The sequence below is a fragment of the Kribbella endophytica genome (assembly GCF_054781295.1).
On sequence record NZ_BAAGUR010000001.1, the window covers coordinates 751,587 to 771,012 of the forward strand.

Here is a 19,426-nt window from a genome sequence, read left to right on the forward strand (position 1 = left end):
GACCGGTAGGGTTGGCGACGTGCCGAAGAACCCTCCGCGCGGAGACGACCGCCGCGCCGCGATCGCCGACGCCGCCATCCACTTGGTCGCCACCCGGGGCCTCCGCGGCCTCACCCACCGAGCCGTCGACACCGAGGCCGGCCTGCCGCCCGGCTCCACGTCGTACTACTTGCGCACCCGGGACGCCCTGCTCACCGCCTGCGTCACCCGCATGCTGGAGCGCGATCTAGCAGCCCAACCCCCTCAAGACACTCCAAGTAGTCCCACCGAACTCATGAGCGCGATGGTCTTGCAGCTCACCCACCACAGGTCCGAAGACCAGCTCGCGCGCTACGAGCTCTCACTGGAAGCCAGTCGTCGACCCGAGCTTCTCGACGCGATCACCCAAGGCGGCCGCGTCCTGCGCGAACACCTCGCCGGGATCCTCGGTTCGCTCGGCATTCGTGAACCCGAGCAGGCGGCCTGGCCGTTCGCGGCGATGCTCGACGGGCTGATCTGGGACCGCGTCGCCGGCGCCGGGCGGACGTTGGCGGACGACGCGTTCGAGGCCGCCGTACGGCGTGCGGTCGGAGCGCTGCTGGCCGGGTTCAGCACCGACATGCCTTGAACTGCGGAGTCGCTACTCCGTCCCTAATGTGGAAGTCACTGCCACTTTCGCCCTGGGGGTCCCGGTGTCACTCGCCGAAGCGTTCGCTGCCATCACCACGTCGGAACCGCCCACCCGGACCGATGTGATCCTGCGCCGGGCCGTCGTTCTGGGGGCCAGCATGGCGGGACTGATGGCGGCGCGGGTGCTCAGCGACCACGCCGACGAAGTGCTCGTGATCGAACGCGACGAATCCGAGACCGGCGACGAGCCGCGCCCCGGCGTACCGCAGGGCACGCAGGTCCACGCCCTCCTGCCGGCCGGCGCCGCGCAGCTCGACCGCTGGTTCCCCGGCTTCTACGCCGACGCGATCGCCGAGGGCCTGGTCGAGCCGACACCGGACCAGGCGTACACCTTCGTCAACGGCGTACGACGCGTGACGCCGCCTCCCCTGACCGAGATCCGCACGCTGATCAGCACGCGCCCGTTCCTCGAGTCGAGAGTGCGCCGGCGGACGCTGGCCCTGCCGAACGTCCGCCTGGTCCCCGGCCGCGCGGACGGCATCGGCTTCACCGGCGACCGCGTCACGAGCGTGCAGTACGTGCCGGCGGGAACGGCTGCCTCCGCGACGGCAGGCTCCGCGGGCGCCGGCCCCGGCCCAGGCCCAGGCCCAGGCCCCGGCTCCGACGAGAAGGTCAGCGTGGACGCCGATCTCGTGGTGGACGCGACCGGGCGATCCAGCCGCCTGAGCGACTGGCTCGGCGCGGCGGGCTGGCCCGAGCCGAAGCTCACGCGGATGCCGATCAAGCTCAACTACGCCTCCGCGCTGTACGAGCGCAAGCCCGACGAGATCCTCCTGTCGACCTCCCAGACCATGGCCGAACCCGGGCAGACCGCACGGATGGGCGGCATCCTGCCGGTCGAGCGCGACCGCTGGCTGGTGCTGGTCGCAGGGTTCGCCGACGACCGGCCGAGCCGCGAGGCCGAGGACTTCCACCGGCGGTGCCGCGAGGACTTCCCCTGGGTGTACTCGCACATCGTCGACAACAACCCGATGGTCGGCGACGTGATCACGTACCACCAGGCGGACAGCCGACGCCGCGACTACGACGAGCTGGACCGCTTCCCGGCCGGGCTGATCGTCGCGGGCGACGCAGTCGCGTCGTTCAACCCGATCTACGGCCAGGGCATGACGTCCGCGACCCTGCACGCGTCCTGCTTGTCGGCGTACCTGCGCTCGAATCCCTCACTGGACGAGCCCGCCTGGGAGTACCTGCACCAGGTCCGCGTGGTGGTCGACGCCGCCTGGCAGATCTCGACCTTCGCCGATCTCGCGCTGCCGCACGTCAACGGGCCTTTCCCCCGCGGCTACAAGCTGACCAAGTTCTTCACCGGACTGATCTTCAGTGCTTCCCTGTACGACGCCCGCCTGAACGACGACTTCGCACGGGTGACGACGATGCTCGCGCACCCGAGTTCGCTGGCCCAGCCGAAGACGCTCGCCCGGGCCCTGCGCGGGCTGATCCCGCGCCCTGCTGTTGCTACAGCCGATCGGTGAGAACGATGAAGGTGAAATAGGCCACGCCTATCACCACGCCCAGGTGACCGAGCAACGACAGCCCTGCTCCTGAGCCCCAGGCGTCGGCCGCCTTGCCCTCAGAGTGTTTCCCACCGCTCGGCAACCACCGGGCCAGCAGCAACAATCCGATGATCGCGAGCAACCACCAGCCGGCCAGGGCGCCGAGGGCGATCTCGCGGCGGGTGGTGACGAGGGCAACGACCCAGGCGAGCAGCGTCAGCACACCGACGACCGTGTGCAGCCGCAGCAGCGCCGACGAGTAGCCCGCGACGCCGCTGGAGCGATTGTGCTCACCCGCGCTCTCACCCCCGAGCCGGATCCGCGTCAGCAGTACGACGACAGCGCCCAGAGCGGTCAGGAACCAGGTGACGTTCGACCATTCCACGAACCGATCCTTACCCCACCTGGGCCCTGACGGAACACGAAGCGTGTCAACTGGTGCGGGTCTGGCCCGGCTGCTGCTGCTGATTGGGGTCCTGCTGCGTTCCTTGACCCGGCTGCTGGTTACCGGGGAGCTGCCTCATTCCACCGCCACCAGGCCCACCGAACTGCGTCTGCTCGTTGCCTGTGGAACCACTCCCCCAAACGTGCCCGACGGCAGTCCCACCCAGAAAGGCAAGAACGGCAAGGACCAAGCCCGCGCCCGCCATCGCCAACCCGTTCTTTCCTCGGCCTTTCGGCTCCTCCACCTGTGCTGCCTCGTACTGTGTCATCGTCATGCTCCGTTGCTCGTCAGGTCGTAGATGGTCGTACTGCCGATGGTCTGGGCCTGGAAGTTCTCCTGCACCCAGGTGGAGATCTCGTTCGTGGTCCCGCCCCGCCCGCCGCCGAAGCCCCCGCCGCCACTGCCGACGAAGTAGTGGACCTTGCCCTGAGCAACCAGTTGCTGGAACTCGGCCAGCGACGGCGAGGGATCGGTCCCGTTGAACCCGCCGATCGCCATCACCGGAACCTCCGCGGCGATCTGGAGTGGAGCCGCACCGTTCGCGGTGACTGCAGCTGCTGCCCAGGTGTAGCCCTTCGAGCCCTGCTGCAGGAAGGTGACCAGCTCGCTGGAGACTCCGCTGGTCCCACCACCGCCCAGGAACCCACCAGCACCTCCGCCGCCTCCGCGGGTGGTCGCACCATTCGCCGTACCAGCTTGTCCACCAGGCGGACCGCCCATCCCGCCGCCGCGGCCGCCGAAGCCGCTCGCACCAGCAGGCCCGGCCGACGGCAGTGCCCCGGCGTGCGCCTCGCTGATCGTCGAGACCGAGTACGCCGTAGGCCCGGCCAGCGCCGTCAGCACCAGCAGCACCCCGGCGAACACTCCAGCCCGCCGGGCCGTCGTACGACGCAACTCCAATTCCGGCAGCACCATCACCGCGCCAGCAGCCGCGACCCCGACGAGCAGCACCATCCACCGCAACCACGGCACGTAGTCCGACGCCGACGACAGCAGCGAGAAGCTCCACCCCGCGGTCAGCAGCATCCCACCCGCAAGCACCACCCGCGCCATCCACTCAGACCTTCGCCGCCACAGCACCATCGCCGCAGCACCGATCAGCGCCGCGATCGCCGGCGCCAGCGCCACCATGTAGTAGCTGTGGATGATCCCCTGCATGTAGCTGAAGACCAGTCCGGTGACGACCAGCCAGCCACCCCACAGGATCGCGAACGCCCGCGTCCGATCGGTCCGCGCCGACCGCCCGGCGGCAACCACGAGCACCACCGTCGCGATCAGTGCCGCAGGCAACAACCACGCGATCTGCCCGGCGAACTCCCCACCGAACAACCGCTGCAGCCCGGTAGCCCCACCCCACCCGGGGTTGCCGGTCCCGCCACCCACAGAGCCGGCCTCGTCACCGGTCAACCGACCGAGACCGTTGTAACCCAACGTCAGTTCGAGAATGCTGTTCGTCTGCGACCCACCGACGTACGGCCGCGCCGAGGCCGGCAGCAGCTCGACGATCGCGATCCACCAGCCGGCGCCGACGATCATCGCGCCGAGCGCGGCCAGGCTGTGGACGATCCGCTTCCCGAGCGCGGGCCGGCCGGCGATCAGGTACGCCAGGCCGAACGCCGGCAGCACCAGGAACGCCTGCAGCATCTTCGTCAGGAACCCGAACCCGACCAGCAGCCCGGCCAGCGCCATCCAGCGCCCCGCGAACCGCTCCGAGTCGATCGCCCGCGTCACCGCCCACGCACCGGCGACGAGCAGCAGCACCAGCAACGCGTCCGGGTTGTTGAACCGGAACATCAGCACGGCGACCGGCGTCAGCGCGAGGATCGCGCCCGCCAGCAGCGCCGCGTTGGCCGAGAACCACCGCCGTACCGCCACGTAGACGAAGCCGACGCTCGCCACACCCATCAGCGCCTGTGGGATCAGCATGCTCCAGACGCCGAACCCGAAGATCCGGCCCGACAGGCCCATCACCCACAGCGACGCCGGCGTCTTGTCCACAGTGATGAAGCTGGAGGAGTCGAGCGACCCGAAGAACCAGGCCTTCCAGCTCGTCGACCCGGCCTGGACCGCGGCCGCGTAGTACTCGTTGGCGTAGCCGTTCTTCGACAGGCCCCACAGGTAGGCGATCGCGGTCAGCACCAGCAGGCCGCCGTACAGGACCTTGTCGCGGCTGATCGCGTACGACGCCGCGAGGGCGCGAGGTCTGGTGACCTCTCGGGGTTGGGTCAGGGTGCTCATCAGTTGCTCCGGGTGTGGTCGAGAACCGCCGGGGGTTCGAAGGTGGGCAGGGTGGGCGCCTCGTCGTCGAAGACCCAGCTCTGGAAGAGGCTGAAGCGGACGACCGTGGCCGCCAGGTTGGCGATCGTCAGCACGGTGACCTCGACAGCAGTGGCCGGTACGGCGACCGCCGTGTGCAGCAGCCACAGCGACGACGCGGTCAGGCTCCAGCCGATGAAGAAGGTGACGAGGCCGCGCAACTGGTGCCGGCCCCGGTTCTCGATGCCGCGGACGCCGAAGGTCACCCGCCGGTTCAGCGCGGTGTTGCCGACGGCGGTCACCAGCAGGGCGACCAGGTTCGCGGCCTGGGCCGGCATCGTGTGCCGCAGCAGGAGGTACAGCAGCGCGTAGGCGATCGTGCTCAGTACGCCGACGCCGGCGAACCGCAGCACGCGCGCGGCCAACGCCGTCCGGGGATCTGCAACGGCCGGTCGCCCGAAAGACTGCCTGACGGGTTCGAGCGGCAACCGGCCGACCGTCCGGTGCAGCCGGGCGATCCCCCGCAGATCGTCGGCCACCGTCTGCGCGATCGCGACCCGGGAGTCCAGGTCGTCGACCCAGTCGACGGGCACCTCGTGGATCCGCAGCCCGGCTCGCTCGGCCAGGACGAGCAGCTCGGTGTCGAAGAACCAACTCGTGTCCTCGACCAGTGGCAGCAGCTCCGTCGCGACGTCGGCGCGGATCGCCTTGAACCCGCACTGCGCGTCCGAGAACCGCGTCCCGAGCGTTGCCTTGAGCAACAGGTTGTAGCCGCGCGAGATCACCTCCCGCTTGGGTCGCCGGACGACGCGGGAGTCCCGCGCCAGCCGGGTCCCGATCGCGACGTCGCTGTGGCCGGCCACCAGCGGCGCGACCAGCGGGAGCAACGCGTTCAGGTTCGTCGACAGGTCGACGTCCATGTACGCCAGTACGTCGGCCGAGCTGCTCGACCAGACCTGCTTCAGCGCCCGCCCGCGGCCCGGCTGCTCGATCCGGACGATCCGTACGCCGGACAGCTCGGTGCTGAGCAGCGTGCCGATCTCGAAGGTGGCGTCGGTGCTCCCGTTGTCGGCGATGCAGACCTCGGCCGGAAAGGGGAAGGCGGTGTCCAGGAAGTCCCGGAGCCGCCGGATGTTCGGGCCGAGGTCGTACTCCTCATTGCGAACGGGTACGACGATCTCGACCCGCGGATGACCTGAGTTCTGCATGTCACCCAGGCTGTCGGCTCAACCTGAGCCCATCCCTGCGCGCGGCTGGGAGTTCCCTGGGAGTGCGGCCGCCCTGTACGACGGCCGCCCACCCTGCGCGCGCTCAGCGGCCCTGCCAGCGCGGCGCCCGTTTCTCGGCGAACGCCGCTGCTCCCTCCTTCGCGTCCTGCGACGCCGACACCGCGTCGTACCAGGGATCCTGCACCGCGAAGTCGTCCCGCTCGGTCGTCGCGCGGACCAGCTGCTTGACCGCCGCCAGCGCGAGCGGCGCGTTCCGGCTGATGCCCTCGGCAAGCTTCAGCGCCTCAGCCAGCGCCTGCCCGTCAGGCACCACCCGGTTGACCAGCCCGAATCCAGCGGCAGTTGCGGCCGGCATCGAGTCCCCGGTGAGCAGCAACTCCATCGCGAGATGATGCGGCAACCGCCGCGGCAACCGGATCGCCCCGCCTTCCCCGGCGATCAGCCCCCGCTTGACCTCCGGCAAGCCGAACTCCGCCGACTCCCCCGCGACGATCAGGTCGCACGCCAGCGCCAACTCGAACCCACCCGCGACGGCGTACCCCTCGACCGCCGCGATCAACGGCTTCGTCAACGCCCGCCGCGTCAGCCCGGCCAGCCCGTCGGTCCCGACGACCGGGATCCCTTCGGTCGGGAACGCCTTGAGATCCATTCCCGAGCAGAACGTCCCGCCGGCGCCCGTGAGCACGCCCGCGGTCAGTTCGGGATCGCTCTCGAGCCGGTCGAGCGCCGTACTGAGCTCCTCGGCGACCTCCCGATTGATCGCGTTGCGCGCCGACGGCCGGTCGAGCGTCATCACCAGCACAGTGCCGACGACCTTCACCGCCGGACCACCGGAAGGCTCTCGAGCCCACGCATCACCCGCGAAGGCCGCCAGCGCAGCTCCTGCTCCGGTACGGCGAGCACGACGTCTCCCAACCGGTCGAGCAGCCCGCGGAACGCGATCGTGCCCTCCAGCCGGGACAGCACGGCGCCGATGCAGAAGTGCGGGCCTCGCCCGAAAGCCAGGTGGTCGTTCGGAGTCCGCGTCAGGTCGAGCCGGTCCGCGTCGGGGAACTGCCGCTCGTCCCGGTTCGCCGAGCCGATCAGCAGGCTGACGATGTCGCCGGGGAGGATCACCTGGTCGTGCAGCTCGATCGGCTCGACCGCCACCCGGAAGGTCGCGTCGCGGACCGGGGAGTCGTAGCGCAGCAGCTCGTCCAGCCCGGTCCGGAGCAGCCCGCGATCGTTGCGCAGGGCCCGCAGCTGGTCGGGGTGCCGGAGCAGCGCGAACATTCCGTTGCCGATCAGGTTCACGGTCGTGTCGTGGCCGACGAGCAGCAGCAGGTACGCCGTACTGACCAGCTCCTCCTCGGTCAGGCTCTCCCGCGCCCCGACCAGCGCGCCGAGCAGGTCGAGCTCGTCGATCGGCTGGCTGCGCTTGTGCTCGACGAGGTCGGTGAGGAAGGCCAGCAGCTGGTCGTCGGTCTGCTGACCGGCGGTCGGTACGACGGTTGCCGCGAGCATCGATCTGGTCGCGGGGGTGTTCAGCTCGGCCGGGACGCCGAGGATCGTGCAGATCAACGTGAAGGTCAGCGGCAGCGCGAAGTCCTCGACCAGGTCGACTCCGGCCTCGGGGTCGAGCGGCGCCAGCAGGTCGTCGACGGTCTGCTGGACGAACGGTTCCAGGGCCGCGATCCGGCGCGGCAGGAACGCGGCGTTGACGAGCCGGCGCGGCCGGGTGTGCTCCGGTGCATCGGCGTGTACGAGGTGCTTGTTGAGCCCGGCCGGACCGGCGCGGTAGCCCGGGACGTGGTCGGGGTTCTTGCTCAGTCGCTTGCCGGTCAGCAGTCGCCGTACGTCGTCGTACCGGGAGACGTGCCAGATGGTCCGGCCGCTGCGCTTGCGCTCAGTTAGGCCGTACGCCGGAGCCAGAGCAGGCCGAGGATCGGGAGGACCAACGGGACGAACCCGTAGCCCTGGCCGAAGTGCGACCAGACGGTCGCGTCCGGGAAGTCGTCGGGGACCGCGTAGCTGAACGCGCCGATGCCGACGACCCCGATCAGCTCGATCGCGATCGCGACCGTCGCGATCCGGCGGGACAGGTGCGTTGCCTTGGCCAGCGCGAAGGTCGCCAGGCAGTAGATGATCGCGGCGAGCGCGGACAGCAGGTACGCGATCGGGGCGCGGTCGAACTGGTTGATGATCTGGAAGACCGCCCGGCCGGTCGCGGACAGCGCGAAGACGCCGTACACGAGGATCAGGATGCGGCCCGGCCCATGACGGGTTGCTTCCGGTTCGCCCATCTCAGGCGGTCCAGATCTCGTGCATGCGCAGCTCGAGCACCGGGATCACGAAGCACGCGACCGCCAGCGCGCCGGCACCCCAGCGGCTGCTCTCCGCCAGCGCCCACAGCGCGCCCACCGGCAGGATCAGCAGCGAGCCGACCAGGTACCCGAAGAAGAACCCGCCGGACACGTCCCGCTCGGTCCCCGCGAACTGCACGATCCCGACCACGAGCTGCGCGACCAGCCCGACCTCGACCACGCCCAGCACCGCGAGCAGCGTCCAGTTGATCCGGCGATCCAGCCCCGCGAGCACGATCGCGAAGACCATCGCGGCAAGGGACAACCCGACAAGCGTCCAGGTGAGCGGTGCGTACACGAGCTAGAGGATGTCACCCGGCGCGTACGACGCCGCCTCGGGGTAGCGCTTGGCGAGCTGGTCGATCTTGGCGACGACCGCGTCGACCTGGGCGACGGCCGCGCCGGTGAAGGTGAGCGGCTCGCCGACGATGCCGACGATCTGCTCCTCGGTCAGCCCGAGCCGGCCGTCGGCGCCGAGGCGGTGGAACAGGTCGTTGGCGGCCAGGCCCTTGCGCAGGTCGAGCGCGGTGGCGACGGCGTGCTCCTTGATCACCTCGTGCGCGGTCTCCCGGCCGACGCCGTTCTTCACCGCGGCCATCAGGATCTTCGTCGAGGTCAGGAACGGCAGGTACCGCTCCAGCTCGCGGTCCACGACCGCCGGGTAGACGCCGAACTCGGCCAGCACGGTCAGGAACGTCTCGAACAGCCCGTCGAGGGCGAAGAACGCGTCCGGCAGCGCCACCCGCCGTACGACGGAGCAGAAGACGTCGCCCTCGTTCCACTGGTTGCCGGCCAGCTCACCGGCCATCGACGCGTAGCCGCGCAGGATCACCGCGAGGCCGTTGACGCGCTCGCAGGACCGGGTGTTCATCTTGTGCGGCATCGCGGACGAGCCGACCTGGCCCTCCTTGAAGCCCTCGGTGACCAGCTCGTGCCCGGCCATCAACCGGATCGTGGTCGCCAGGCTCGACGGGCCGGACGCCAGCTGGACCAGCGCGGTGACCACCTCGTAGTCGAGGGAGCGCGGGTAGACCTGGCCGACGCTGGTGAGCGTACGGCGGAAGCCCAGGTGCTGGGCTACCTCGGACTCCAGGCCGGCGAGCAGCTTGTCCTGGCCGCTGAACAGGTCGAGCATGTCCTGGGACGTACCGACCGGGCCCTTGATGCCGCGCAGCGGGTACCGCTCGATCAGCTCCTCCAGCCGCGCGATCGCGACCAGCAGCTCGTCGGCCGCGGAGGCGAACCGCTTGCCCAGCGTCGTCGCCTGCGCCGCAACGTTGTGCGACCGGCCTGTCATCACCAGGGCAGCGTGCTCGGCCGCCTTCTGGCCGAGCTGCACCGCCGTGGCGACCGCGCGGTCCCGGACCAGCTCCAGCCCGGCCCGGATCTGCAGCTGCTCGACGTTCTCGGTGAGGTCGCGCGACGTCATGCCCTTGTGGATGTGCTCGTGCCCGGCGAGCGCGTTGAACTCCTCGATCCGGGCCTTCACGTCGTGCCGGGTGACCCGCTCACGCTCCGCGATCGACTCCAGGTCGACCTGGTCCAGGACCCGGCGGTAGTCCTCCAGGACCCCGTCCGGCACGTCCACGCCGAAGTCCTTCTGCGCGCTCAGCACGGCCAGCCACAGCTGCCGCTCGAGCACGATCTTGTGCTCCGGCGACCACAGCTGGGCCATCGACAGGCTGGCGTAACGCGCGGCGAGAACGTTCGGGATCCGGGGCTTGCTGGAGTTCGGCACGGCCCCATTCTCCCTGGTCGGGCGAATCGGGCCGTACGGGGTCTCAGCGCAGGGCCGCGCGCAGGTCCGCGCCGATCAGCTCGACCGCGTGCCGCCCGGCCGACAGCACGGCCGGGAAGTTGAGGAAGGCGTGCATCGTGCCGGCGTACTCGACCAGCTTCGCCGGTACGCCGGCCTGCGCCAGCCGGGTCGCGTACCCGCGGGCGTCGTCGCGGAGCGGGTCCCGCCCGGCGGCGAGGATCAGCGCCGGGGGAAGACCGCTCAGGTCCTCGGCGCGCAGCGGGACGGCGGTCGCAGGAAGGTCACCTGCTGGGAAGTAGACCTCGTCAGCCCACCCCGGCGCAGTGCTAAGAAAGACGCCATCAAATAGTCGCGACGACTCGGTGTACTGATCGAAGTCCAGACACGGATAACAGAGCACCTGCCGCTCGGGCATCGGCAATCCCCGCTCGGCCGCGACCAGGCAAGCTCCGGCCGCCAGCGCCGCGCCCGCGCTCTGACCACCGACAAGAACGCGACCATACGTCTCACGCAACCACGCCAAGGTGTCGACCACATCGTCAAGCCCTGCTGGGTAAGGGTTTTCGGGCGCCAGCCGATAGTTGAGCGACACCACGGCCAGGTCCCCATGAACGGCGATCCCGGACGCGGCGTACTCGATGTCCCGCAGATCCCCGCCGATGAACCCTCCGCCGTGCAACCACAGCAGCACCGGCCGCGGCTCGTCGGTCTCCGGCCGGTAGAGCCGGGCGGAGAGGGTCCGACCAGGCAGCGCCACCTGGAGATCGGACACGCGGGCCGCCGGGTGGACGACTCCGGCGAGCTCAGGGTCAGGCAGTTCCTCTCGATCCCGAAGCAAGGCCTTGTACTGGTCCTCCTCCTCTTCCTGGGGTGCCGCAGCCAGCCGGTTCAGCAGCGCGTCAGTCTCCACCCGGAACAGCGGATCCTCGATCACCTCACCCCCGCTGCCAAGGTGCTTGCCCACATGCCCGTACGGCGTACCCCCCGGCGGCGACGCCGCGTACTCGGCCAGCGCTCCGACGCTGCCAACGAACGCCCCACCAGCGGCCTGGCCCTGCCACGCGGCTTCGTCGTACGCGGTGATCTCTGCGACCAGCGCGTCGACGACAGACGCCAGCCGCTCGATCAGCAGCCCGGACGGCAGGTGCCGCCCCGCCTCGACGCCGCCGGCGTTGAGCGCGCTCCCGATCTCCGCCGTCTCCCAGCGCGGATCGATGCTCCAGTGCGACCTGCCGGCGGCCGACTCCCGCAGGACCGCGAGCGTGACCTCGTCCCACATCAGGATGTGGCCGACCAGGTCGTGCAGCGAGTCGCAGAAGTGCCCGAGCGGCCCGTCGGCCACGCCGTACGGCGCCCGCAGGCGCGCGTCCGGCAGGCCGTCGACGAGCTCCAGCAGGCGTTGCCGATCGGCTCGGATCAGCTGAGCGGCCTCGGCCGCCGAGGTGGTTGGTGTACGCATGGGCCCAGTCGAACAGCCCGTACGGCGAGAGGCCGGTGGATTGACGACGTTGCGCAATCCACCGCCCGCCGCAGCCCGCTCGCCGCATCCCCTCGACTACAACTGCGCCGCAGCGGCCTCAGCCACAGGCGACGGTCCCGGCGCCGGCCAGGCCTCCTGCACCACGGCCAGTCCCGGTCGATCAGACGGTGATCTCGCCGCGGGCGGCCTTGAGCGCGATGTCCGTGCGGTGCTGCGAGCCCTTGATCCGGATCTGGCCGACCCCGGCGTACGCGCGCTGCCGGGCCTCGTCGAGGTCCTTGCCCGTCGCGCTGACGGCGAGAACACGCCCACCGGCGGTGACGAGCTCGTCGCCGTCCTGGCTGGTCCCTGCGTGGAAAACGCGGACGTTGCCGGCCTCGGCCTGGTCGATCCCGGCGATCGTGTCGCCGCTGCGCGGCTTGGCCGGGTACTTCTTCGCCGCGACCACCACCGCGACGGCGGAACCGTTCTTCCACGCCAGCGGCTCGGCGTCGGCCAGCTTGCCCGTCGCCGCGGCGTACAGGACGCCACCGAGCGGGGTCTTCAGCAGCGGCAGCAACGCCTGCGTCTCGGGGTCACCGAAGCGGCAGTTGAACTCGATCACGCGCACGCCGCGGAGGGTGGTGAGCGCCAGTCCGGCGTACAGGAGGCCGCTGAACGGTGTCCCGCGGCGGCGCATCTCGTCGACCGTCGGCTGGAGCACCTTCTCGGTGATCTCCTCGACCAGCTTCTCCGGGGCCCAGGGCAACGGTGTGTACGCGCCCATACCGCCCGTGTTCGGGCCCTCGTCGTTGTCGCCGAGTCGCTTGAAGTCCTGGGCCGGCTGCATCGGCAGCACCGTCGTCCCGTCGGTGATCGCGAACAGCGACACCTCCGGACCGTCCAGGAACTCCTCGATCAGCACCTGCCCGCACTCGGCCGCGTGCGCGAGCGCCTCCTCGCGGTCCGAGGTCACCACCACACCCTTGCCGGCGGCAAGCGCGTCGTCCTTCACGACGTACGGCGGACCGAACGCGTCGATCGCCTCCGCGGCCTGCTCCTGCGTCGTGCAGACGTACGCCCGGCCGGTCGGCACGCTCGCGGCGGCCATCACGTCCTTCGCGAACGCCTTCGACCCCTCGAGCTGCGCCGCCTCCTTGGACGGCCCGAAGACCGCGATCCCGGCCGCGCGGAGCGGGTCGGCGACGCCGGCCACCAGCGGGACCTCGGGCCCGACGACGACCAGATCGGTGCCGAACTCGCTCGCCAGGGCGACGACCGCGGCGTGGTCCGAGATGTCCACCGGGCGGCAAACGATCGTTTGCCCGTCGTACGCCGGTTGCAACGCGGCGATGCCAGGGTTGCCCGGGGCCGCCACCACCTGCGCGACGTCGGGATCCTGACTCAGCGCCCAGACCAGTGCGTGCTCACGGCCGCCAGAGCCGATAACAAGAACCTTCACGGGCCCTGAGCCTAATGCACCCCGGCGGGTACCGGGTCCCATCGGCCCTGGGGCGGTGCAAGACTGCGCCCTACTGGAGGTACTCGATTGACTACAAGTTCGGCACCGGCACCCCTGCGTCGCCGGCCCACCCCCGCGTCCCTGCTGTCCTGGCTGATGCTCGCGCCCTGCATCGTGATCTTCGCGCTGTTCATCGTCTGGCCGCTGGGCAAATCGGTCTCGCTGTCCCTGCACGGCTCCGACCTGTTCGGCCGTCCGGACGCCTTCGTCGGGCTGCAGCACTACCGCGACATGCTCGGCTCGGCGGAGTTCCGGCACATCCTGTGGGTGACCTTCGCCTTCGTGCTGCTGACCGTGATCCCCGGCGTGCTCGGCGGTCTCGCGATCGTGCTGCTGCTCGAGCAGCACATCAAGGGGATCCGGATCTTCCGGACCGCCTTCGCGCTGCCGTTCGCGTTCTCGGTGGCCAGCGCGTCGGTCATCTTCGCCACCATCTACAACCCCGCGATCGGGCTGGCCAACGGCATGCTCGGCAAGTTCGGGGTCGACCGGATCGGCTGGCTGACCGACCCGTCCTGGGCGCTGATCAGCGTCGCGATCACCACCGTCTGGATGAGCATCGGCTACAACGTGCTCGTGCTCTCGGCCGGGATCGGCGCGATCCCGCAGGAGATCAACGAGGCGGCCACGCTCGACGGTGCCGGCGGCTGGCGCGCGTCGCGGTTCATCACCGTGCCGCTGCTCGGCCCGCAGCTGTTCTTCCTGGTGGTCATCTCGACCATCCAGTCGCTGCAGGGCTTCGGCCAGATCAAGATCCTCACCCCTGAGGGCGGTCCCGAGCAGTCCACCAAGACGCTCGTGTACTCGATCTACCACACCGCGTTCGCGAACAACGCGAGCGACTTCGGCGCCGCGTCGGCGCAGGCGATCGTGCTCTTCGTGATCCTGCTGGCCTGCACCGCGATCCAGTTCGGCGTCCTCGAGAGGCGGGTGCACTACAAGTGAGGAACCTGACCGTCGGGCGGCTCGTGACGTACGCCGTACTGATCGTTGCCGCCCTGGCCGTGATCTTCCCGGTGTACTACGTGATCGCGGGCTCGATCATGTCGCCCGGCCAGATCTCGTCGTACCCGCCGGACCTGTTCCCGCACGGGATCTTCACCGGCAACTACGAGGGCGCGTCGTCGTCAGGCACGCCGATCGGCCGGCAGTACCTGAACTCGATCCTGCAGACGTCGATCATCACGCTGTCGCAGCTGATCACCAGCGTGCTGGCGGCGTACGCGTTCGTCTTCATGAAGATGTGGGGCCGGACCGTGCTGTTCGGGCTCTTCCTCGCCACCTTGATGGTGCCGTGGGAGTCGATCGTGCTGCCGAACTACCTGACCATCACCAGCTGGCAGCTCGGCGGTGAGCGGTTGACCGCGTCGTACGCCGGAACGATGATCGCGCTGGTGCTGCCGTTCCTGGCCAACGCCTTCGGGGTGTTCCTGCTGCGGCAGTCGTTCCTGCAGTTCCCGGTGGAACTGCGGGACGCGGCGACGATCGACGGTGCCGGGCACTGGCGGTTCCTGACCCGGATCCTGGTCCCGCTGAACAAGCCGGCCCTGATGGCGGTCGGGCTGTACGTCTTCCTGGCCGCGTGGAACCAGTTCTTCTGGCCGCTGCTGATCGGCGACTCGGCCGACCGCCGGACGTTGCAGATCGGCATCAGCCAGCTGAACGACGCCGAAGCCGCCGACCCGGGGCTCATCCTGGCCGGTGTCACCCTGTCCATCCTGCCCACCCTGGCCATCGTGATCTTCGGCCAGCGCTTCATCGTCCGCGGGCTGACCGCGGGCGCGATTCGTTAGTAGAGAGAGGTCTTGAGCATGCGATCAGTCCGACAACGGCGTACGGCGACCGCGGCATCCCTGCTGGCGGCACTCGCCCTGGTGGCGACCGGCTGCGGGGGCAGCGACTCCGGCGACTCCGACTCCAGCGGCGGGCAGGACGCGCCCGACGCGAGCGCGCTGGAGAACGCGACCGGCGTCACCAAGGTGACGTTCTGGCACGGCATGAAGGGCGCCAACGGCGAGGCCGTCGACAAGCTGGTGAAGGCGTTCAACGCCCAGCACACCGGCAAGATCGAGGTCACCCCGGTCTACCAGGGCGACTACGACGAGACGATCACCAAGTACAAGACGTCGGTGCAGCAGGGCAACACGCCGTCCGTCGTACAGATCTACGACATCGGTTCGCGGTTCATGATCGACTCCAAGCAGACCGTGCCGATCCAGTCGTTCGCCGACAAGGACGGCTACACGCTGGACTCGATCGAGCCGAACATCGCGAACTACTACTCGATCGACAACAAGCTGAACTCGATGCCGTTCAACACGTCGATGCCGCTGCTCTACATCAACAAGGAAGCCTTCGTGAAGGCCGGCCTGGACCCGGCCAAGCCGCCGGCGAACCTCGACGAGATCATGGAGGCCGCGAAGAAGCTGACCGTCAAGCAGGGCGGCAAGACGGTCCAGTACGGCTTCAACGCGGCGATCTACGGCTGGTTCGTCGAGCAGCTGATCGCACAGTCCGGTACGACGTACTGCGACAACGAGAACGGCCGCAAGGACCTCGCGACGCAGGTGAACTTCGCCGACGAGCAGGGCGTCAAGGTCGCGACCTGGTACCAGCAGATGGTCAAGCAGGGCCTGATGCCGAACACCGGCAAGAAGACCGACGACGCGCAGGCCGTGTTCAAGTCCGGCACGTCGGCGATGCACCTGGAGTCGACCGGCTCGCTGCGCGGCTACCTGGACGCCGCCAAGGGCAAGTTCACCGTGATGACCGCGCCGTTCCCGAAGCTGTCCGCCGACAGCACCGGCGGCCCGATCATCGGCGGCGCCTCCCTGTGGGTCGACGGCCCCGGCCACTCCGACGCCGAGAAGCGCGCCTCGTGGGAGTTCGTGAAGTTCGCGTCCACCCCTGAGCAGCAGGCCGCCTGGCACACCGGCACCGGCTACTTCCCGATCAACTCCAAGGCCCTCGACCTCCCCGAGGACAAGGCGTGGGTCGCGCAGTACCCGCAGTTCACCACCGCCATCACCCAGCTCCACAACACCAAGCCCTCGAACCCGTCCTCCGGCTGCATCCTGGGCGTCATGCCCCAGGCACGCAAGGCCTCCGAGGACGGCCTCGAAAAGGCAGTCCTCGGCACCGACCCGGCCACCGCCATGAAGGCCGCCGCCGAGTCCATCAAGCCCCAGATCGACCAGTACAACAAGACGGTCAAGAAGTAGTCAGTACCTCTGGAGCGGTCGGTTCCCCTCGGGGGCCGGCCGCTTCGGCGTTTCTACAGCTTGTCCTGGACGGGTGACGGCTCCGGGGTGATGCCGAGGCGGTGTTGTTCGGCTTGGACTACTCGGTCCTGGAGGGGGCGGGAGTCGTCGGTGAGGTGGTTGAGGGTGTCTACGGCTCGGGGGTCGAGGGATTTGGCTTCGCTCTGGCGGGCGTACTCGTCGAAGAGGAGGCGCTTGTTCTCCTGGACCTCCCGGATGCGTTCGTCGACGGTGTCCTTGGCCAGGAGGCGGTGGACCTGGACGGTGCGGATCTGGCCCATGCGGTGGGCTCTGGCGATGGCCTGGTCCTCGGTGCTGGGTTTCCACTGGGGCTCGGCGAGGATGACGACCGACGCGGCCTGGACGTTGAGGCCTACGCCGCCGGCCTCGATCTGGCTGAGGAGTACGGCGTGGCCGGGGGTGGTGGTGAAGGTGTCGATGAGGCGTTGGCGTTCGGCGGGCGGTACGGCGCCGCGGATCGAGCCCGCGGCGGGGGCGATGGACTGCTGGATGCGGTCGAGGACTTTGAGGAAGAAGGAGAAGATGATGACTTTGCGGCCGTCCTCGCGGGCTTCTTCGACGATTTCGGCGATGCGTTCGAGCTTGGCGGAGTCGGCGGTTTCGAAGGCGGACTGGCGCATCCGCATCAGATTGCCGGAGCGGACGGCGTCGACGTAGGTCTGCTGGTCGCCGGGGGTGGGCAGGACCCAGTCGTCGATCTCGATCTTCTCGGGGAGCTCGGTGAGGACGTCTTCCTGGTTCCGGCGGAGATAGACGGGCGCTACCGCGCGGCGGAACTGCTTGGCGCCGGCCACGGCATCCGTTGCCTTGAGCCCCTTTGCGGTCGCCGGCTGGAGGTAGCGGACCAACGTGCGGAACTCCTCGACCCGGTTCTCCATCGGCGTACCGGTCAGGAAGACCACGCGCTGGGCGGCACCGACGGCTGCGACGACGACCTTCGACCGGCGGGCCTTGGGGTTCTTGACGTAGTGAGCCTCGTCGACGATCAACAGGGCGACCTCGCTATCCACCACCGTCTTGAGGCTGCCCAGGGTCCCGAAGGTGGTGACCGCGACACCACCGTCGCGCAACCACCGCTGGGCGACGCCGTCGCGTCCCGCGCCGTGCAGGTTGTGCGCCTGCAACCGCGTGTGCTTGGCGATCTCGTTCAGCCAGTTCATCTGCACACTCGCCGGACACACCACCAGGAACCGCTGCTGCCCACGAGCCGCCAGATGCGCCGCCGCGGCCAGCGCCTGGATCGTCTTGCCGAGTCCCATCTCGTCCCCGAGGATCGACCGCTCCTGGTGGATCAGGTACTGCGCACCAAACACCTGATACCCCCGCAGCGTCGACTTGATCAGCGACGTGTCCAGCGGCACCGCTGTGATCCGCTGCCGCAGTTCCTCCGGGATGAACCCCCGCGCCGCCTCGTCCTCGACCGCGACCTCGCCGACCGTCGACAAGATCGCGTGGTACGACGCGGCGTCGGCCGCGTAGTCGTCCCACAACCCATTGCCGTCAGCAACCACTGCTGGATGCCGAGCCAGTTCCCCTTCCAGCCAAGCGGTCCGGGGATTCGCGTCCAGCACCTCGAGCCGACTCAATGCCTCCAGCGCGGCCCGCTTCTTCGCCCGCCCGGTCAACCACAACCGCAGCCGCCCCCGCGCCGGCCCCGCGGCGTCCAGCAGCGAAGTCGCCGTACTCGCCATCTCCCGCGCCGGTCCGAGCAGCTCCGCCGCCGCAGCATCAGCACGCCGTACGGCGGCCAACGTCGCCAACAGCTGCTCCTGCTGAGCATCCCGCCGGTCCGCATCGAAACGGAACCGCGAGGAATCAGCCACATCCCCCATCACGGTCCGCACCGCGGCGCTGATCTTCGCCGCCGTCTTCGGCCCGATCCCCGGCAACGCGACGAGCTCCTCGTCGGACACCCCGACCAGCCGCCCGATCGTCGCGTACCGAGCCTCCTCCAGTACGCCGACGAACCGCGCCCCCACAACCTCCTGCAGCGACGAAACCGGCAGCCCGTCCAGCTCGCTCTGCACCTGCCGCCGGGTCAGCGACCGCAGCTGGTCCCGCGCCTGCGCCCGCAACGCACCCGGCCGCTCGACCAGCTCCTCGGACCGGGCCTGCAGCGCCGCGATCCGCTCGATCAGCCGCCGCGCCGGCTTGCCGACACTCGACCGCATCCGATCGATGTCCGGCGACTCACTCACCACCCCAGTCTCAACGCCCGGGGTCAGTAGTGCCAGTAGTACCGGGCGTCGGCGTTCCAGTTCACCGGGACGGTGGTGTGGTTCGTGAACGCCATGCCCAGGCCGCGGGCCAGCTCGAGCGAGCGGGAGAGCTGCAGCGAGTACGGGTGGTTGTTGTCGTCCCACCACTGCTCGACCTGGGTGATGCAGGTCTGGTTCGCAAAGCTCGGGTTCGAGCACGGATGCGGCGGGAGCCACTTCTGCAGGTGCCGGAAGTTCACGGTCGTCGAGCCGTTCGGCGGCTTGATCGTGCCGGTCGCGTCGAGGCAGTAGCCAGCGGCGGGGATCGTCCACTTCACGTAGTGCTGGCGACCACCTGCCGACGGGATCGGCTTCATCCCCGCGCAGGTCGCATCGCCGAGCTTCTCCGAGGTGACGCGCTGGACCTGGGTCAGCGGCCGCCCGGCGCCGTCGTTGTAGCCGTCGAGCAGGACCCAGTCACCGTCGCGGAGGAAGTGCTCGGCCGACTTCGGCGGCCAGGCCTTCGGGTCGCCCCAGGAAATGTCGGCCGTCGTGGCCGTCAACGGCGTCCACGCCCACTGGCCGGCCGCCGTACCGCCGGCCCAGTACTGCCCGGCGGACCGCTCGAACATCAACGAGTACTGAGCGTAGTTCTCAGAAGCGGCAACCGCCGAGGGAGCGCCGGAGGCGAGCAGGACCGCTGCGAGCAGGGCGACGATTTTCTTTCGCATGAACACCGACAGTAATCCTGTTCAGGATCACCAGGGCAC

General features: G+C 69.4%; 17 protein-coding genes. 5 read left to right on the forward strand and 12 right to left on the reverse strand.

The window, feature by feature from the left end; genetic code table 11:
* Nucleotides 1-19: 19 nt before the first annotated feature.
* Together ACYVIO_RS03660 and ACYVIO_RS03665 are read left to right on the forward strand one after the other, a co-directional pair.
* Nucleotides 20-607 (forward strand): TetR/AcrR family transcriptional regulator, encoded by a 588-nt coding sequence (locus tag ACYVIO_RS03660; RefSeq protein WP_460649196.1) that lies wholly within the window; start codon nt 20-22, stop codon nt 605-607.
* Between the two features lie 64 nt (nt 608-671).
* A complete protein-coding gene (locus tag ACYVIO_RS03665; protein WP_460649197.1) occupies nt 672-2,144 on the forward strand; it encodes an NAD(P)/FAD-dependent oxidoreductase in 1,473 nt (490 codons plus the stop codon).
* Here ACYVIO_RS03665 and ACYVIO_RS03670 read toward each other — a convergent pair.
* From ACYVIO_RS03670 to purD, 10 genes are all read right to left on the reverse strand, one after another.
* Complete coding sequence (locus ACYVIO_RS03670) at nt 2,128-2,550, reverse strand: hypothetical protein (protein WP_460649198.1); 423 nt, start codon at nt 2,548-2,550, stop codon at nt 2,128-2,130. The genes ACYVIO_RS03665 and ACYVIO_RS03670 overlap by 17 nt on opposite strands.
* Before the next feature lie 330 nt (nt 2,551-2,880).
* Entirely contained in the window at nt 2,881-4,848 is a 1,968-nt protein-coding gene (locus tag ACYVIO_RS03675; RefSeq protein WP_460649199.1) for an ArnT family glycosyltransferase, read from the reverse strand.
* The gene (locus tag ACYVIO_RS03680) at nt 4,848-6,074 is read right to left on the reverse strand and encodes a bifunctional glycosyltransferase family 2/GtrA family protein (protein ID WP_460649200.1); all 1,227 of its coding nucleotides are present in this window, start codon (nt 6,072-6,074) and stop codon (nt 4,848-4,850) included. The genes ACYVIO_RS03675 and ACYVIO_RS03680 overlap by 1 nt, the downstream gene beginning before the upstream one ends.
* 103 nt (nt 6,075-6,177) lie before the next feature.
* Nucleotides 6,178-6,915, reverse strand: coding sequence for a crotonase/enoyl-CoA hydratase family protein (locus tag ACYVIO_RS03685; protein WP_460649201.1), 738 nt, complete (start codon nt 6,913-6,915; stop codon nt 6,178-6,180).
* Nucleotides 6,912-8,069: a cytochrome P450 family protein gene (locus ACYVIO_RS03690; protein WP_460652058.1), complete on the reverse strand. Its 1,158-nt coding sequence runs from the start codon at nt 8,067-8,069 to the stop codon at nt 6,912-6,914. Before ACYVIO_RS03690 ends, ACYVIO_RS03685 begins: the two co-directional genes overlap by 4 nt.
* Nucleotides 7,985-8,377 (reverse strand): hypothetical protein, encoded by a 393-nt coding sequence (locus ACYVIO_RS03695; protein ID WP_460649202.1) that lies wholly within the window; start codon nt 8,375-8,377, stop codon nt 7,985-7,987. Before ACYVIO_RS03695 ends, ACYVIO_RS03690 begins: the two co-directional genes overlap by 85 nt.
* 1 nt (nt 8,378) lies before the next feature.
* A complete protein-coding gene (locus ACYVIO_RS03700; protein WP_460649203.1) occupies nt 8,379-8,735 on the reverse strand; it encodes a hypothetical protein in 357 nt (118 codons plus the stop codon).
* A gap of 3 nt (nt 8,736-8,738) precedes the next feature.
* A complete protein-coding gene (purB, locus tag ACYVIO_RS03705) occupies nt 8,739-10,175 on the reverse strand; it encodes an adenylosuccinate lyase (protein ID WP_460649204.1) in 1,437 nt (478 codons plus the stop codon).
* Nucleotides 10,176-10,218: 43 nt separating this feature from the next.
* Entirely contained in the window at nt 10,219-11,655 is a 1,437-nt protein-coding gene (locus ACYVIO_RS03710; RefSeq protein WP_460649205.1) for an alpha/beta hydrolase fold domain-containing protein, read from the reverse strand.
* 181 nt (nt 11,656-11,836) lie between these two features.
* Nucleotides 11,837-13,117: a phosphoribosylamine--glycine ligase gene (gene purD / locus ACYVIO_RS03715; protein WP_460649206.1), complete on the reverse strand. Its 1,281-nt coding sequence runs from the start codon at nt 13,115-13,117 to the stop codon at nt 11,837-11,839.
* Between the two features lie 87 nt (nt 13,118-13,204).
* Here purD and ACYVIO_RS03720 point away from each other — a divergent pair, with 87 nt between their 5' ends.
* The 3 genes from ACYVIO_RS03720 to ACYVIO_RS03730 are packed head-to-tail and all read left to right on the forward strand — an operon-like array spanning nt 13,205 to nt 16,398.
* Nucleotides 13,205-14,122 (forward strand): carbohydrate ABC transporter permease, encoded by a 918-nt coding sequence (locus ACYVIO_RS03720; protein ID WP_460649207.1) that lies wholly within the window; start codon nt 13,205-13,207, stop codon nt 14,120-14,122.
* The gene (locus ACYVIO_RS03725) at nt 14,119-14,970 is read left to right on the forward strand and encodes a carbohydrate ABC transporter permease (RefSeq protein ID WP_460649208.1); all 852 of its coding nucleotides are present in this window, start codon (nt 14,119-14,121) and stop codon (nt 14,968-14,970) included. Before ACYVIO_RS03720 ends, ACYVIO_RS03725 begins: the two co-directional genes overlap by 4 nt.
* 18 nt (nt 14,971-14,988) lie before the next feature.
* Nucleotides 14,989-16,398 carry an ABC transporter substrate-binding protein gene (locus ACYVIO_RS03730; protein ID WP_460649209.1) on the forward strand — a complete coding sequence of 470 codons (1,410 nt, stop codon included), beginning with the start codon at nt 14,989-14,991 and terminating at the stop codon, nt 16,396-16,398.
* 53 nt (nt 16,399-16,451) lie between these two features.
* On the opposite strand, the gene ACYVIO_RS03735 is transcribed toward ACYVIO_RS03730, so the two are convergent.
* The gene (locus tag ACYVIO_RS03735) at nt 16,452-18,656 is read right to left on the reverse strand and encodes a DEAD/DEAH box helicase (protein WP_460649210.1); all 2,205 of its coding nucleotides are present in this window, start codon (nt 18,654-18,656) and stop codon (nt 16,452-16,454) included.
* Nucleotides 18,657-18,679: 23 nt separating this feature from the next.
* Nucleotides 18,680-19,387 (reverse strand): hypothetical protein, encoded by a 708-nt coding sequence (locus ACYVIO_RS03740; RefSeq protein WP_460649211.1) that lies wholly within the window; start codon nt 19,385-19,387, stop codon nt 18,680-18,682.
* Nucleotides 19,388-19,426 lie beyond the last annotated feature (39 nt).